The organism is Nonomuraea sp. NPDC050202 (genome assembly GCF_040656115.1).
In the GTDB taxonomy this organism is placed as follows: Bacteria; Actinomycetota; Actinomycetes; order Streptosporangiales; family Streptosporangiaceae; genus Nonomuraea.
In genome coordinates this window covers 1-13,698 of the sequence record NZ_JBFALF010000050.1, presented here as the reverse complement: position 1 = coordinate 13,698, position 13,698 = coordinate 1, and the positions used below count along the sequence as shown (strand labels likewise).

The 13,698-nt window shown below is 73.9% G+C and carries 10 protein-coding genes; all 10 read left to right on the top strand.

Going from position 1 to position 13,698, the window contains the following annotated elements:
* The 10 genes from AB0I79_RS56625 to AB0I79_RS56580 all read left to right on the top strand — a co-directional run bounded on the left by AB0I79_RS56625 (position 1) and on the right by AB0I79_RS56580 (position 13,141).
* Positions 1–240, top strand: coding sequence for a hypothetical protein (locus tag AB0I79_RS56625; protein ID WP_357893181.1), 240 nt, complete (start codon positions 1–3; stop codon positions 238–240).
* Positions 237–1,127 (top strand): lantibiotic dehydratase C-terminal domain-containing protein, encoded by an 891-nt coding sequence (locus AB0I79_RS56620; protein WP_357893179.1) that lies wholly within the window; start codon positions 237–239, stop codon positions 1,125–1,127. Before AB0I79_RS56625 ends, AB0I79_RS56620 begins: the two co-directional genes overlap by 4 nt.
* Entirely contained in the window at positions 1,124–2,218 is a 1,095-nt protein-coding gene (locus AB0I79_RS56615) for a thiopeptide maturation pyridine synthase (RefSeq protein ID WP_357893177.1), read from the top strand. The genes AB0I79_RS56620 and AB0I79_RS56615 overlap by 4 nt, the downstream gene beginning before the upstream one ends.
* Positions 2,215–3,570 carry a SagB family peptide dehydrogenase gene (locus tag AB0I79_RS56610; RefSeq protein WP_357893175.1) on the top strand — a complete coding sequence of 452 codons (1,356 nt, stop codon included), beginning with the start codon at positions 2,215–2,217 and terminating at the stop codon, positions 3,568–3,570. The genes AB0I79_RS56615 and AB0I79_RS56610 overlap by 4 nt, the downstream gene beginning before the upstream one ends.
* On the top strand, positions 3,567–5,504 hold the full coding sequence (locus tag AB0I79_RS56605; RefSeq protein WP_357893173.1) for a hypothetical protein: 1,938 nt from the start codon (positions 3,567–3,569) through the stop codon (positions 5,502–5,504). The genes AB0I79_RS56610 and AB0I79_RS56605 overlap by 4 nt, the downstream gene beginning before the upstream one ends.
* 18 nt (positions 5,505–5,522) lie before the next feature.
* A complete protein-coding gene (locus tag AB0I79_RS56600) occupies positions 5,523–7,460 on the top strand; it encodes a TOMM precursor leader peptide-binding protein (protein ID WP_357893171.1) in 1,938 nt (645 codons plus the stop codon).
* Positions 7,461–7,490: 30 nt separating this feature from the next.
* Positions 7,491–9,263 (top strand): ABC transporter ATP-binding protein, encoded by a 1,773-nt coding sequence (locus AB0I79_RS56595; RefSeq protein ID WP_357893169.1) that lies wholly within the window; start codon positions 7,491–7,493, stop codon positions 9,261–9,263.
* Between the two features lie 51 nt (positions 9,264–9,314).
* Complete coding sequence (locus AB0I79_RS56590) at positions 9,315–9,512, top strand: thiomuracin/GE37468 family thiazolyl RiPP peptide (RefSeq protein WP_357893167.1); 198 nt, start codon at positions 9,315–9,317, stop codon at positions 9,510–9,512.
* A gap of 104 nt (positions 9,513–9,616) precedes the next feature.
* Complete coding sequence (locus tag AB0I79_RS56585) at positions 9,617–12,472, top strand: lantibiotic dehydratase (protein WP_357893165.1); 2,856 nt, start codon at positions 9,617–9,619, stop codon at positions 12,470–12,472.
* Between the two features lie 252 nt (positions 12,473–12,724).
* Complete coding sequence (locus AB0I79_RS56580; RefSeq protein WP_357893163.1) at positions 12,725–13,141, top strand: hypothetical protein; 417 nt, start codon at positions 12,725–12,727, stop codon at positions 13,139–13,141.
* Positions 13,142–13,698 lie beyond the last annotated feature (557 nt).

Genomic DNA, 13,698 nt, shown 5'->3' with positions numbered 1-13,698 from the left:
GTGCCTGTCACCGCGGACGCCGCCCCCGTCGTGGTCCACGCGGCGGGCGCCGTCCTGCGCGAGCGGAAGCTCGTGGACGGCTCCGCGGACGTGCCCCCGGCCGGCCGGCAGGGCGGCTCACCAGGCGCGTATACGGGGCGTGTTCTGGAGTTATACCAGCGCTCGCTACGTTCCTCGATCATCCGGGCCGGCCGGCCGCGGCGGCAGGGACGAGTCAGGGAGCGGGTGGTGTGCGGGTGACCGGCACGCGGTCGTGGATCAGCGTCCACGTCTTCTACGACGGCGACCTCGATCTCGTCATCACGGACCTGCTGGCCACGGTGCAGGACCGGCTCGATGATGCCGCCGCCGGTGAGGGCCTGTTCTTCCTGCGGTACTGGGAAGGGGGCCCGCACCTGCGGATCCGTGCCCTGCCCGCTCCGGGACGCGCGGACGACGTACGGCGGGTCCTGTCCGGCGCCACCGGGGACTTCCTGAGCCGCCTCCCCTCGCCCACCCGGGGAACGCAGGCGGACTACGACCTCTACGCGCCCGCGATGGCGGCACTGGAGGAGCTGCCGTCGTACGAACGCGATCTCCGGCCCAACAACTCCTTCGCGTTCATCCCGTACCGGCCGGAGACCGGCACGTACGGCACGGGTGCCTGCCTGCACGCCACCGAGGACCACTTCGTCCGATGCAGCGGAGCGGTACGGCGGTTACTGGCGACGCGGCCCTCCCGCGACCGGCGCACCACGGCGGCGTTCGCCGCGCTCGCCCTGAACCGGTGGATCGCCGCGCGCTCCACCGGGCGGCCGGAGCCGGGAACGCCCTCATGGCCGCCCGGCGGGCAGGCCGAGGCCCGGTACGAGCGCCGCCGCCGCACCCTGCTCGCCATCGCGGAACGGACGCGGGCGCTGGCCGCGGACCCGCCGGAGGAACCGTCCGGTTTCGCCGGCGTCCTCGCGGCCTCCGCCACCACCCTGGCCGTCAGGCTCGGGGAGCCCGGGGCCGTGCGGGAGGTCCTCGACAGGTGCGCCCACCTGACCTGCAACCGCCTCGGCGTGAGCCTGACCGAAGAGTCCTGGCTCCGCGATCTGGCCGATCGGGCCTTCGCCGAGCTCGCCAGGGACGAGGCTGCCGCATGACGACGCCCGGCTGGCACAGCGTGCACATCCACCACTACGGCGACGCGACCGACCGCCTGCTGGTGGAGGCCGTACGCCCGGTCATGACCGAGCTGGCGGCCCGCGGCCACCGCTGCTGGTTCGCCCGGCACTGGCGCCAGGGCCCGCACGTGCGGCTGCACGTCGAAGCCACCGACGGCGCCTTCAGAACGGACGTGCTCCCGGCGGTCGAGGCGCGGATCGGCCCGTACCTGGCGGGGCTGCCCGCCGCCGGGGCCGATCCGGACGCGGTCCTGCCGCTCCACCGCCGGCTGGCCGAGGCCGAGGCGGAGCCCGGCCCGCTGACCCCCTGGTACGACGACAACTCCTGGCACGTGGAGGCGTACGACGCCCGGGTGGCGGTGCACGGCACACCCGAGGCGGCCGCGCTGTACGCGGACTTCATGTGCGCCGCCAACGATCACGCCTTCGCCGTCCTCGGCAGGGCGATCCAGGGGCAGGGCGTGCTCGCGGCGGTGTTCGACGCCATGGTCGTCGTGGCCGACGAGTTCCACTCGGACGGGATCGAGGCCGGCTACCTCAGCTACCGGTCGCACGCCGACGCCTACCTCGCCCAGCAGGCCGGCGGCGCCGCGCGGGGGCGTGCGTGGGAGGCGCACTTCCAGGACAGGGCCGGCGTGCTCGGGGCCCGCCTGGACGCCCTGCTCGACCCGGGCTCAGGGGCCGTGGACGACGCGACCGAGAGCCTGGTGGCCGCCCTGCTGGCGAGCCGGGTACGCGGGCTCGACCTGCGCGGGCGCGGGCTGCTGCCGCTGGGAGAAGGCGGGGACGACCTGGCCCTGGTGCGCGACGCCTACCGGGAGCTGAGCCCGTTCCACCGGGCCCTCGCCGAGAACGAGCGGTGGTTCGGCGAGGTGCTCCCGTCCACCTGGTTCGCGCTCTTCCGGCTCGTGCTGAATCTGATGTACCTGCAGTTCACCCGGTTGGGGCTGACCCCGTTGCAGCGCTATTTCCTCTGCTACCTGGTCGCCGCGGTGGTGGAACGGCGTACCGGCAGGCAGGCCACCCAGGTCCTGCGCGACTTCGCCGCGGCGAGCGGAGGTGCCGGGTGACCGCGGGCGAGACCCTGAGGCTTCGCGCGGGGGTTGCGATCGGCCGCGAGCGCAACGGTGTCCACCTGGTGGGTTACCCCGACACGACCCCGATCGACGGTGGTGACCTCGCCGTCGTGCGGGCGCTCGCCGCGGGGGAACACCGGGCCGAGCAGTTCCCCCCGCAAGCCCGTACGCTCCTGTCCCGGCTGCGTGAGGACGGCTGGCTCGTGGTCACCGTCCACGACGGGGACACACCCGTCCACACCCTGGAACCCCGGCTCCGTCCACCGGCAGGCGCCCCCGCGGACGCGCCCGCCACCGCGCGGCTGTCACGTTTCACCACCATCGCGGCGGCGCCCGGCGGCGGCCTGCGTGCCACGTCGCCTCGCGCCTGGGCCTCCATCACGGTCCACGCCCCGGAAGCGCTGGCCACGCTCGCCGATCCCGGCTCAGCCGCGCCGCCCCCGGGCATCAGCGCGCAGGCGGCGTTCCTGCTCAGGCGCGACCTGCTCTGGTCCGGTCTGGCCGTGACCGGGGACGAGGACGAGGAGTTCCGCGTCCGGCAGTGGTCCGCGATCGACCTGGCGTTCCACCGGAGCAGCCGGGGCATCGACGGCGGGGGCGGGGTGGCCGGCGGATTCGGCGCCACGTACTGGGGCCGGGAGCACACGGCCGCGCCGGCCCCACGGCCACCGGCCGCCGGGCCCGCCACGGACCTGCCCCGCCCCGACCGCGAACGTGTCCTGGCCACGGACCCGAGCCTGACCGAGGTGCTGGAAGCGCGCAGGTCCGTACGTGACCACGACGCGGACAGGCCGATCACGATCGTGCAGCTCGCCGAGTTCCTCCACCGCTGCGCCAGAACCTCCGACCACCCGACTCCGTACGGCGACCGGCCGCGCCGTGCCTATCCGGGCGGTGGCGGCGTACACGAGCTCGAACTGTACGTGGTGGCCCACCAGGTGGCCGGGCTGGCGCCCGGAACCTACCACTACGACGGGTACGGCCACCGCCTGGAGCGGGTGGACAGGCAGGCCGGCGCCGAAGGGATCCTGCTGGACGCGGCGCGGTCGATGTCCGGCGCCGGGGCGCGGCCGCAGGTGCTGGTGCTGGTGACCGCGCGCTTCGAACAGCTCATGTGGGTGTACGAGGGCTTGGCGTACGCGCTGATCCTCAAGAACCTCGGCGTCCTGATGCAGACCATGTACCTCGTCGCCACCGCCATGGGGCTCGGCGGCTGCGCCCTGGGGAGCAGCGCGCCGCGCGCCTTCCAGCGCATCACCGGAGCCGATCCCCTCAGCGAGGACGTGGTCGGGGAGTTCATGCTCGGCACCGTCGCCGCGGAGCACCCGACGGAAGGAGACGCATGAAGCTGCGCCTGGTCGACCACACGTACCTGGCCCCGATCAGGAACGGGGTGCACCTCATCACCCCGGCCGGGCCGCTCACCCTCACCGGGACGTCCATCGCCCGATGGGTCGAGGCCCTCGCCCCGCACCTGGACGGACGGTCGAGCCTCGCCGAGATCACGGCGGGCCTGCCGCCCGCGCACGCGGACCTGGCCAGGTCGATCCTGATCCAGTTGCGCGACGCCGGCGTCGTCCGCGAGATCGCCGCCGAGCCCGCGCAGGGTGCCGGCGACGACCAACCGGGCGGCTTCGCGGCGGAGGTCGCCTTCATCGAGGCCCACATCGACGGGGCGCGGGCCGCGTTCGCGCGGTTCCGTGACCTCAGCGTCGCCGTCGCGAACGACGGCCTGGCGGCCGATCCGCTGCCGGAGGCGATCGCCGCCTCCCTGCGCGCCTCCGGAGCCGCGCGGGTCCGGGTGTGCGACGCGGACGGGCTCGGCGAGGAGGACCTGTGGAGCCTGGACGTCCTCCTCCTGACCTCGGCGCTCGGCCCCGCCGCCAAGAGGGCGCGGTTCGTGGACCGGGCCGCACGCGACGGCCTCGCCGTCGGCCACATCCTGCGGGACGGGACGGACATCTGGTACGTCCCCGTGCGGGCGGCCAAGGACGACGCCCTCGTCACGGTACGGCCGGAGTCGCTGCGCGCACGCCTGAGGAGAGCACCACGCGCCCCTGAGGCGATCACCGGCGTGCACGTGGAGGTGGCCGCCGCGCAGGTGGGACGCGCGGTGTTCCGATGGGCCACCGGCACCGCGGACCCGCGGCACGCGAGCAGGCCGACGCGGCTCGGGCCGGACCTGATCACCTCCAGGCACCACTGCCAGCCGCACCCGTACGAGCTGCCGGCGGCGCCGCCCACCCCGGACGCGGTGCTGACCCGGGTGGACCACCTGCGGTCCCGGCCCGCCGAGGACGCGCAGGAGTTCTCCGACGCGGCGGTCCGGGCCGCCGACGAGCTGTTCGGCCCGTTCCGGTTCCTCCCCGACGACTCCGCCGCGCAGAGCCCGCTGCACGTGTCCGAGGCCGAGGCCGGCGACGTGCTCGCACCCGGGCCGGGCGTGACCGTGCGTGCGGTGGGTTTCGCCTACGCCGGCACCCGAATCGAGGCGGCCCGCCGGGCGCTGGCCCGCTACGCCGCGCTGACGGTGGATCCGCGGCGCCTGGTGGACTCCGGCGGCACCGCGCTGGCCGCCGAGGACGCCGAGCCCGCGGCCCTGTACGCGGCCGTGACCGCCGGCGCCCCAGGCGGGTTCGCCATCGCCTACGACCTGGCGGCGGCGGCACCCGTACGGCTGGCCGCGGCACGGGCCTTCCCGCGGCTGGCCGGGCAGCGGGCCGCCCCCGGAGAGGGCTTCGGCGCCACCTGGGAGGAGGCCGTGGCGAGAGGGCTCTGCACCCACTGGACATGTGACGCCGACCTCATCGACGACCCCGCGGGCCGCCCCGTCACGACCGATCCGGCGGGGCTGGACGCGGTGGGACGGCGCTGCTTCACCCTGCTGGCCGAGCTCGGCGAGCTGCCCGAGGTCCACGACCACGGCGGCCGGTTCGGGGTCACCAGCCTGTCGTTCCACCGCGGCGGGACGGAGGTGGCCAGGACCGCGGGAACCGCGTCCTCGGCCTGGACGCAGGGACTCCTCGAAACGCTCTTCAGCGTCCAGCGGCGGATTCACGCGGGACGGCCCCGCCCATGGGCGGCCGCGCAGCCCGCGCGGGCCACGATGCGGCTCGACCCGGGCCACGTCATCGACCCGGACGGGGTGGCGGCGGCTCTGGCCGCCACCGGCCGCCGCGCCGTCGTCCTGCCCCTCGACCACGACCCAGCCGTGGCGGCGACCGCCCCGCTGAGCCTGAGGGTGGCGATCGCCGACTCTCACGACCTCTGTCAGGCCTGAACCCAGAAAGAAGGCAGGATGTCCGAGCACGCCGTGACCGTGCTGGCGGCAGGGCGCATCGCCGATGCCGTGGCGGACCGGCTCGGAGTACGGCCCGTCCCGCTCCCCGAGGAACACCTCCCCGCCGCGCCGACCGTCGCCGCCACGGACGGCTGGTCCGAGGCCGTCACGGCCGAGCTGCGGGCCAGGCTCACCGGCCCCGTGCTCCCGGCCCGCGCCGAGCCGGACACGATCGTCATCGGCCCCTGGGAGACGCCGGGAGAGCCGGGCTGTGCCCTGTGCGCCGTCCGTCGGCAGACCTGGGCCGCCCCGAGGTACGAACGCGGCGAGGCCGTCCGCGAACGCCACGCCGAGCAGCTCGCCGCGCCCTCGCCGCTGCTGACCGCGGACGCCGTCCGCCTGGCGGCGGCCCTGATCGCCGACGACATCCGCTCCTTCGCCGGCGGCGAGCGGCCACGGACCCGCGCGACCGTGCTCACCGTGGATCTCCACGACCTGTCGGTCACCCCCCACCGGATTCTGCCGGACCCCCTCTGCGAGGTCTGCGCCCCGCGCGTGATCGACGAGCCCCCGGCCGTACTGGGGACGCCCCGGCCGGTGCCGAGCCATGCCGAAGGGGCGGCGCGCGGGCGCGACCTCGCCGCGGAGCTGGACGCGCTGACCGAGACCTATGTCGACGAGCGCACCGGCGTGGTGTGGCTGCTGCACGACCGCACCTCCGGCGGGGCGATCCTCAGCTCGGCGGAGGTGTCGCACCGGTGGGGGAGAGGGTCCGGCGGCTACGGCCGGGCCCCCCAGCGCCGCGTCAGCCGGACGATCGCGCTGCTCGAGGCGCTGGAACGGTTCTCCGCGGCGCCGGGGCGGCTGCGCAGCCCGGAAGTGGGGTCGTACCACGACCTTGCCGGCCGGGCCCTGGATCCGCGCACCCTCGGCCTGCACCCGCCGGAGGCGTACGACGAACCCGGCTTCGGGTTCGACCCGTTCGACCCGGATCGCGCCTACCGCTGGGTGTGGGGCTGGTCGTTCCTGCGCGGCGAGCCGATCCTGGTGCCCGAGACCCTCGCCTACTACGGCGCCCACGCTCTCGACCCGGACAACCGCCCCTTCGTCTACGAGATCTCCAACGGGTGCGCGCTCGGCTCCAGCCTGGAGGAGGCGGTCCTCTACGGCATGCTGGAGATCGCCGAACGCGACGGGTTCCTGCTGACGTGGTACGCCCGGCTGCCCGTACCGGAGATCGACCAGGCGACCCTCGACGAGCGCAACGCCCTCCACCTCGCGGCCCTGCGCGCGGAGACAGGCTACGACCTCCGTCTCTTCGACATCACGGCAGAACACGGCATCCCCGCGGTGTGGGCCCTGGCCACGGCCGCCCCGGGCGCGGACCTGCCCGCGGCGTTCTGCACCGCGGGCGCCCACCTGTCCGGGCGCCGGGCGGTCATGAACGCGGTGGCCGAGCTGGGCGACATGCTGACCAACGGCATCCAGTCCTTCACGAGCCCCGAGGTGCGGGCCCGGGCGGCGGCCATGGCGGAGGACTCCTCCGCCGTCGCGGACATGGAGGACCATCCGCTCCTCTACACCGACCCGCGCGCCGCGGAGCGGCTGAACTTCCTCACCGCGAGCACGCCCGGCCGCCCCGCCTCCGAGGTCGGCGCCCGTACGGAGGAGTTCGCGGCCGGCGACCTGGGGGAGCTGATGCGCGCGGTCGTCGGCCGGTACACCGACTCCGGGCTGGACGTCGTGGTCGTCGACCAGACGCCGGACGAACTGCGCGCCATGGACCTCCACGCGGTCAAGGTACTGATCCCCGGCACGCTGCCGATGACCTTCGGGCACCGCCACCGCCGGATGAGCGGGCTGCCCCGGCTGCTGGAGGCGCCCCGCCGGCTCGGGTACACCCGGCGCTCCCTCACCGAGGACGAGCTCAACACCGAACCGCACCCCTTCCCCTGAGGCCGTTCCCCCCTACTGAGAGAAGGACCCATGACCCATCAGGCGGCGGCCGCCCGGCCGGTGTCCGTGTGGCGGATCTTCCTGCGCTGGGCGCGGCCGTACCGTGCCAGGCTGGCCGGGGGAGTGGTGCTGTCGTTGCTCTCCGCGACGAGCGTCCTGGTGCTGCCCCTGGTCACGCAGCGGCTCATCGGCCAGATCTCCGCGGGGACCTGGCCGGGCGGGGCGATGCTGCTCATCGGGGCGCTCATCGTGGCCAACGTGCTGCTCAACGCGGGTAGCTGGTTCCTGCTCGACCGTACGGGCGTCATCCTGACCAGGGACGTCCGCCGGCGGCTCGCCTCGCGCCTGGTGCGCCTGAGCGTTCCGTTCTTCGACCGGCTCCGCCCGGGCGACCTGCTCGCCCGGGCGACCGCCGACGCGGCGAGCGTGGACATTCTCACCACCGACGCGCTCGTCGGGCTGGGCATCTACGTCCCCGTGATCATCACCGTGATCGGCTTCATGGCATACCTGGACGCCGCTCTGCTGGGGCTGACGCTGGCGGTCGTCGTCCTCGCGTTCCTGGTCTTCCGCCTGCTCGCGCCCAGGATCCGGAGCGCGAGCACGGCTACGGCCGAGGCCGTGGGCACCCTGACCGCCGACCTGGAACGTGCTCTGGGCGCCCTGCGCACCATCCGGGCGTTCGGCGCGGAACAGGCGGAGGAGGCCCGCCTCCACGCCGCGGCGGACGCCGTACGCCGGGCCAGGACCCGGGCGTCGTTGTGGGGTGTGGTGTCCGCGAACGTCACCGGCCTGACCTATCAGCTCGCGCTCCTGACCGTTCTGGTGGCCGGCGGGGCGCGGGTCGCGACCGGGACCATCGACGTCGGTGTGCTGGTGGCCTTCCTGCTCTACGTGTTCTACCTGATCGGGCCGATGCAGAGCGTGATCCAGGCGCTCGCCTCCTACCAGTCGGCCACCGCCGGCGTCGCCCGCATCGCCGAGGCGCTGGACTACCCCGCGGAGGCCCCGTACGAGCCCCCGGCGCCGCAGGCGGAGCACTCACCCCTGAGCGTGCGTTTCGACTCCGTCCACTTCCGGTACGGCGACGCCGGCCCGGTCCTGCGGGGACTCACCTTCACCGCCGCGGCGGGATCCGTGACCGCGCTGGCCGGAACCTCGGGAGCGGGAAAGTCCACGGTGTTCGGCCTGATCGAGAGGTTCTACGAGCACGAGGACGGCCGCGTCCTGGTCGGCGACCGCGACGTCCGCGACTGGCCGGTCGCGCGGCTCCGCCAGGGAATCGGCTATGTCGAACAGGACGCCCCCGTCCTCGCCGGTACCATCCGCGACAACCTGACCTTCGCCGTCCCCGGCGCCACCGACGCGGAGCTGGCCCACGTGCTCAGGCTGGCCCGGCTCGACGAGTTCGTGGAAGGCCTCCCCGACGGGCTCGACACACCCGTCGGGCACCGCGGCGGCACGCTCTCCGGCGGGGAACGGCAGCGCCTCGCCATCGCCCGCGCCCTGCTCCGCCGCCCGCGCCTGCTCCTCCTGGACGAGGCCACCTCGCACCTCGACGCCGTCAACGAGGCGGCCTTCCGTGACACCGTCCGCACCATCGCGCAGACGGTCACCGTCATCGTCGTGGCGCACCGCCTCTCGACGGTCATGGACGCGGACCGCATCGTCGTCCTCGACCAGGGAGCCGCCCGCGCCGTCGGCACGCACGACGAGCTCATGAGGACCGACGAACTGTACGCCGAACTCATCTCCAGCCAGCTGCTGACTCCCGCGCACGCGGATGAGCTGAGTGAGGCCTGAGAACGTCCGGCTCCCGCTGGGGGACCCGGGTGAAGAAGAGAAAGGAACGCGATGAGCCCTGCGAAGTCGAAGTTCTCGGTCGCCGACCTCCCGGTCGACGTCTTCGAGCTGGAGACCGGCGACCTCGAGCTCGAGTCGCTGACCGGCGGTCACGGGATGCTGGAGTACGGCGCTTCCAGGAACTGCAGCTGCTCCTGCCAGCTGGTCGGCTGCAGCTGCTGCAGCGGGTCGCCGAAGGAACCGCGGTAACACGGCCGGACGGCCGATGACGCCGGCCCTGTGAAGGGCCGGCCCAGCCCGGTCCGGCGCACGCGCCGGACCGGGCTCTCCATCCGGATCGTGAAGGGAGAACGGTGAGCACAGCGGAGGCGCCCGCCCGGATCGGCCCCATCCCGGGCGGCACGGGAAACGCGGTGGTCCGCGTCGCCGGACTGGCTCCCGCGGCCCTCGACGGGCTCCGTTCCCCGAGGCTCGCCGCGACCATCGACGACGTGCTGTCCCGCCGCGACGGGCTCCGCGCGGAGGGACGCGCGATCGCCGACGCCCTCCACGCCGTGATCGGCGACCTGCCCCGCGACGACGTACGCCCCCGCGTCATCGGCCTCCGCCGAGCCCTGCACGCCGGGCGGCGGCCGGGCACCGGGGAATGGACGCCGGAGATCGCCGGGCGGCTACCGGAGGAGGTGACGCGCAGGATCACGGGCTGGCTGGACGGGACCGCCGCCCTCGCCACCGCCGAGAACTCCCTTCCGGACGTCCTCGCGGCCGCGCGGGAGTCGGGCCTGAACGCGCTGCTGAAGGCCGCGACGGACCCCGGGTTCCGGATCGCGCTCGGCGGCACGAGCCCCGTACTCGCGGCCGAGCTGGAGAAATGGATCAGCGACCCGGCCAGGAAACCCCGAGCGGGAACCCTGACGACGGTGGCGCGCTACCTGGCCCGCGCCGCGACCAAGACCAGCCCGCTCAGCACGTTCACCACCAGCGGCCCCGTGGTGTGGCGAGCCGGCGGTCCCGCCGTCGAGGTACGCCCGGTGGATCGGTCCGGCGTCTTCGAGCTCTCCTACTACCACGTCCGCGAGAGCATCGCCGGCTTCGTGGCGGAGCACGAGGCCGGGCACGGCCGGGCGCTGCTCGCGCTCAACGCGTCGGCACAGCGCCTGGGGGACCAGGTCGTCTACCTCAGAGGGCTGGGGGTTCTCGGGCTGCTGGGTGGCGAACGATACTGTGCCGTCCCCGCGCGGCCCTCCGTTCTCGCCCTGATCGATCAGCTCGGCGCGGAGCCGGGGGGACTGCCCCGCCACGTACTCCGCGAACGCCTCACCGGCGGCGATGCCTCCCTGGACGGAGAGGTCGACGCCTTCCTCGATCACCTGCTCGACGCGGGGCTCATCGTGAGCGGGCTGCCGGTTCCGCACCTCGACGAGGTCCTCGCCGGATCCGCGGCGTGGTTGCGGGACCTGGGGGAGGCCGGCGCGTTGCCGGACGCACTGGAGCGGGCGGCCGCCGCGCTGGCGGCGCGTCCCGCGATCGACGACGCAGGCTCCTACCGGTCCCGCCGCGAGACGGTGGCGAGCAGGCTGCGCGAGCTGGCCGGGTTCGCCGTACCGGGCGGCCCGCACCACGCGATGTTCGCCTCGCTCACGACCGTCAACGTGCGCGAAACGGCGGTCAGCCCGGAGCCGCCCGCCGTCTGCTCGGCCCGCGCGTGGCGGCCGGTCGCCGAGGACCTGGACCTGATCCGCCGGTGGATCGCGCCCTTCGCGCCTCACCTGCCGGCCAGGCTGGCGCTGACGGAGCTCTTCGGCGAGCGGCTGCGCCGGCGCGGCCCCGTCTCCGCGATCGCGTTCTACCGCGAGTACCAGCAGGCCATGACGGCCGCGGACGAGGTCGGCGCCGAGCTGCGAGGCAGCGTTCTCGGACCGGCGGCGCAACATCCCGAGGACAGCGTGCTGGCCTCGGTGAGCCGGCTGAGCGACGTGATGGCCTCCGCACTCGCGGCACTGTCGCCCTACCCGCTCCCCGCCACCACCGAGAGCCCCACCACCGAGAGCCCTGCCACCGAGAGCCCTGCCACCGAGAGCCCTGCCACCGAGAGCCCTGCCACCGAGGGACCCGTCGCCGAGGGGCCCGCCGGCGAGGTGGTCGTGTATCCCGGCGCCCTGCGCACGGCCATCGCGAGCTATCCGCCCTGGGTGCCCGAAGTGCGGTCCATCAGCGCCTTCGTCCAGCCCGCCGCCACCGCCGCCACCGCCGCCACCGCCGCCACCGCCGCCACCGCCGCCACCGCCGCCACCGCCGGCGGCTTCCGCGCGGTGCTCAACGCGATGGGCACCGGATTCGGGTCGGTACGCGCCCGCCTCGACCACCTGACCGGCGGGCGGCGCGGCACCGAGGTGGCGGACCAGGGAACCGGCCCGATCTACGCGGCGTTCGCAAGCCGGTTCGGCATCTCACTCAACGACCACCTGCGGTGCCTCCCCTTCCACCTCGGCGGCACCCCGGGCCTGGCCGACCGCGCGGACGGCGCCCGGCTACGGATCGACGACCTCGTCGTCCGTCTCGACGAGGAGACCGGCCTCCTCGCGCTGGCAACGACGCACGGGCGCGAGGTGCGCGTCGTGCACACGGGCGCGGCCGCGCGGGAGTTCCTGCCCCCGTTCTCGCTCCTGCTGACGGTGTTGTCCGGCGAGACGCCACCCATCTCGGTCCTCCCTCCACCGCACCCCTCCCGTACGGCCCCGCTTGACCGGCGCTGCGACTGGCCTCGCCTGACCATCGGCTCGCTCGTCGCGGGACGGGCACAGACCAGGTTTCCCGCGCAGGGCGTCCCGCTGCCCCGGCCGGGGGAGAAGGAGGCCCGGTTCCTCCTGCGGCTCGCGGAATGGCGGCACGCCGAGAGGATCCCCCGCCGGTGCTTCTTCCGCACCCGCCCCGCCCCGGAGACCGTGGACGAGCGCCTTGCCAGGTCCGCGACGCCGTGGACCCAGACCCGCGAGAAGTGGCACAAGCCGATGTACCTCGATTTCGACAGCTGGTTGCTGGTGCAGGGGTTCGTCGCGGCGCTGCGCCGGCCCGGCACCGCGCTGGTGACCTTCGAGGAGGCACTGCCCGACCCGCTCGCCTCGCCGGGCGGCGATCACCAGGTGGCCGAGCTGGTCCTGGACGTCACCGCCGGTTCGAAGCCGTGGGTTCCGTCTCTGCACGCGTGAGCCGGCGTCCAGCGTTCGCACGCCGTGTTCGTGCGAGATCCCACGGCACAACTCCCGGGCCTCTTCCCAGACGGTCGTGGCCGTGCGGTGGCCGCCGGCGTCGCGGAGGGCGTGCAGCGTCCGCGCCAGGTAGGGGATCGAGCCCCGCGTGCGCCACACCCGGACCGAGGGTTCGAGGGTGGCGATGGCGGCGGGCAGGTTGCCTTCGGCCAGGTCCAGCTGCCCGAGCACGCTGAGCGAGTCGGCGAGGTAGTGGCCGAAGTTGCCGGCCTCGCTGTGGGCCAGCGTCAGCTCGGCGGTCGCCCTGGCGCGTTCGTCCCCGACCATGGCGAACACCTTCGACAGGTAGAGCAGCGCCTCGGCGACCTTCGTCGCCTGCTCCAGGACCTCGTGCGCCGCTTGCGGGTCGTCCTCGCCGTGGATGATCGCCATCACGTGGTAGGCCCGCGCCTGGCCGCCGAGGTAGCCCGCGTCGGCGGTCGTCCGCAGAGCCTGCTCCGCCAGGGCGAGCGCCTGCTCGCCGCCGTTCCCGTCGGCCGTCAGGCTCCAGGCCAGGGTGGCCAGGGCGTCGGCCATGCCGACCGGGTCGTTCAGCGTGGTGAACAGGTCGAGGAGCTGCGAGGCGCCGGCCCGCATCCGGATCATCGCCGGTCCGGGGCCCGGCGGTGAGTTCCAGGTGGTGACCTCCAGGAGGCCGCGCATCAGCACGGCCTTGCCGCGCTTGTCGCCGGTCTCACGGCAGAGCGCGGGCGCCTGTTCGTGCATGCGCTGCCAGCCGTGACTTCACCACCGCGCCGCCGCCCTCAACCTCCGCCGCCTCATCACTCGGACTCACCCGCGCCAGCGGCACCTGGACTTTCGCCCCGATCACCCCATGACAAGAGGGTGAGCCAGCTCATTACATCCCTGGAGGCTGGGGTGAGCGACCTGAGGGCGCAGTACCGACACCTCGTGCCGAAGTGCAGAATCTCCGCTTCCTCGGAGGCATCGCTGTGAGCCGACAACGCCGCCGAGCCGGCAAACCCAAAAGGAGATCAAACATGGCACACAAAAGCAGAAATAAACCATAGGCCAAGCGTCCTGTATGACTATTGGTGCATCGCACTCATAGGGCTGCCAACTCTAATGACGGAACCTTTTCCAGGCTCCGCGGCGAGGTCCTGGTCACAGGATGATCGCAACGCCGTGGTTCGGCCGGTGACAGCAAGAAGCTCCTGGTAGACGGG

Bases quoted from the DNA above. Each gene is read 5' to 3' on its own strand.
- AB0I79_RS56615 (WP_357893177.1), top strand. From the start codon at position 1,124: ATGACGACGCCCGGCTGGCACAGCGTGCACATCCACCACTACGGCGAC.
- AB0I79_RS56605 (WP_357893173.1), top strand. From the start codon at position 3,567: ATGAAGCTGCGCCTGGTCGACCACACGTACCTGGCCCCGATCAGGAAC.
- AB0I79_RS56600 (WP_357893171.1), top strand. From the start codon at position 5,523: ATGTCCGAGCACGCCGTGACCGTGCTGGCGGCAGGGCGCATCGCCGAT.
- AB0I79_RS56595 (WP_357893169.1), top strand. From the start codon at position 7,491: ATGACCCATCAGGCGGCGGCCGCCCGGCCGGTGTCCGTGTGGCGGATC.
- AB0I79_RS56590 (WP_357893167.1), top strand. From the start codon at position 9,315: ATGAGCCCTGCGAAGTCGAAGTTCTCGGTCGCCGACCTCCCGGTCGAC.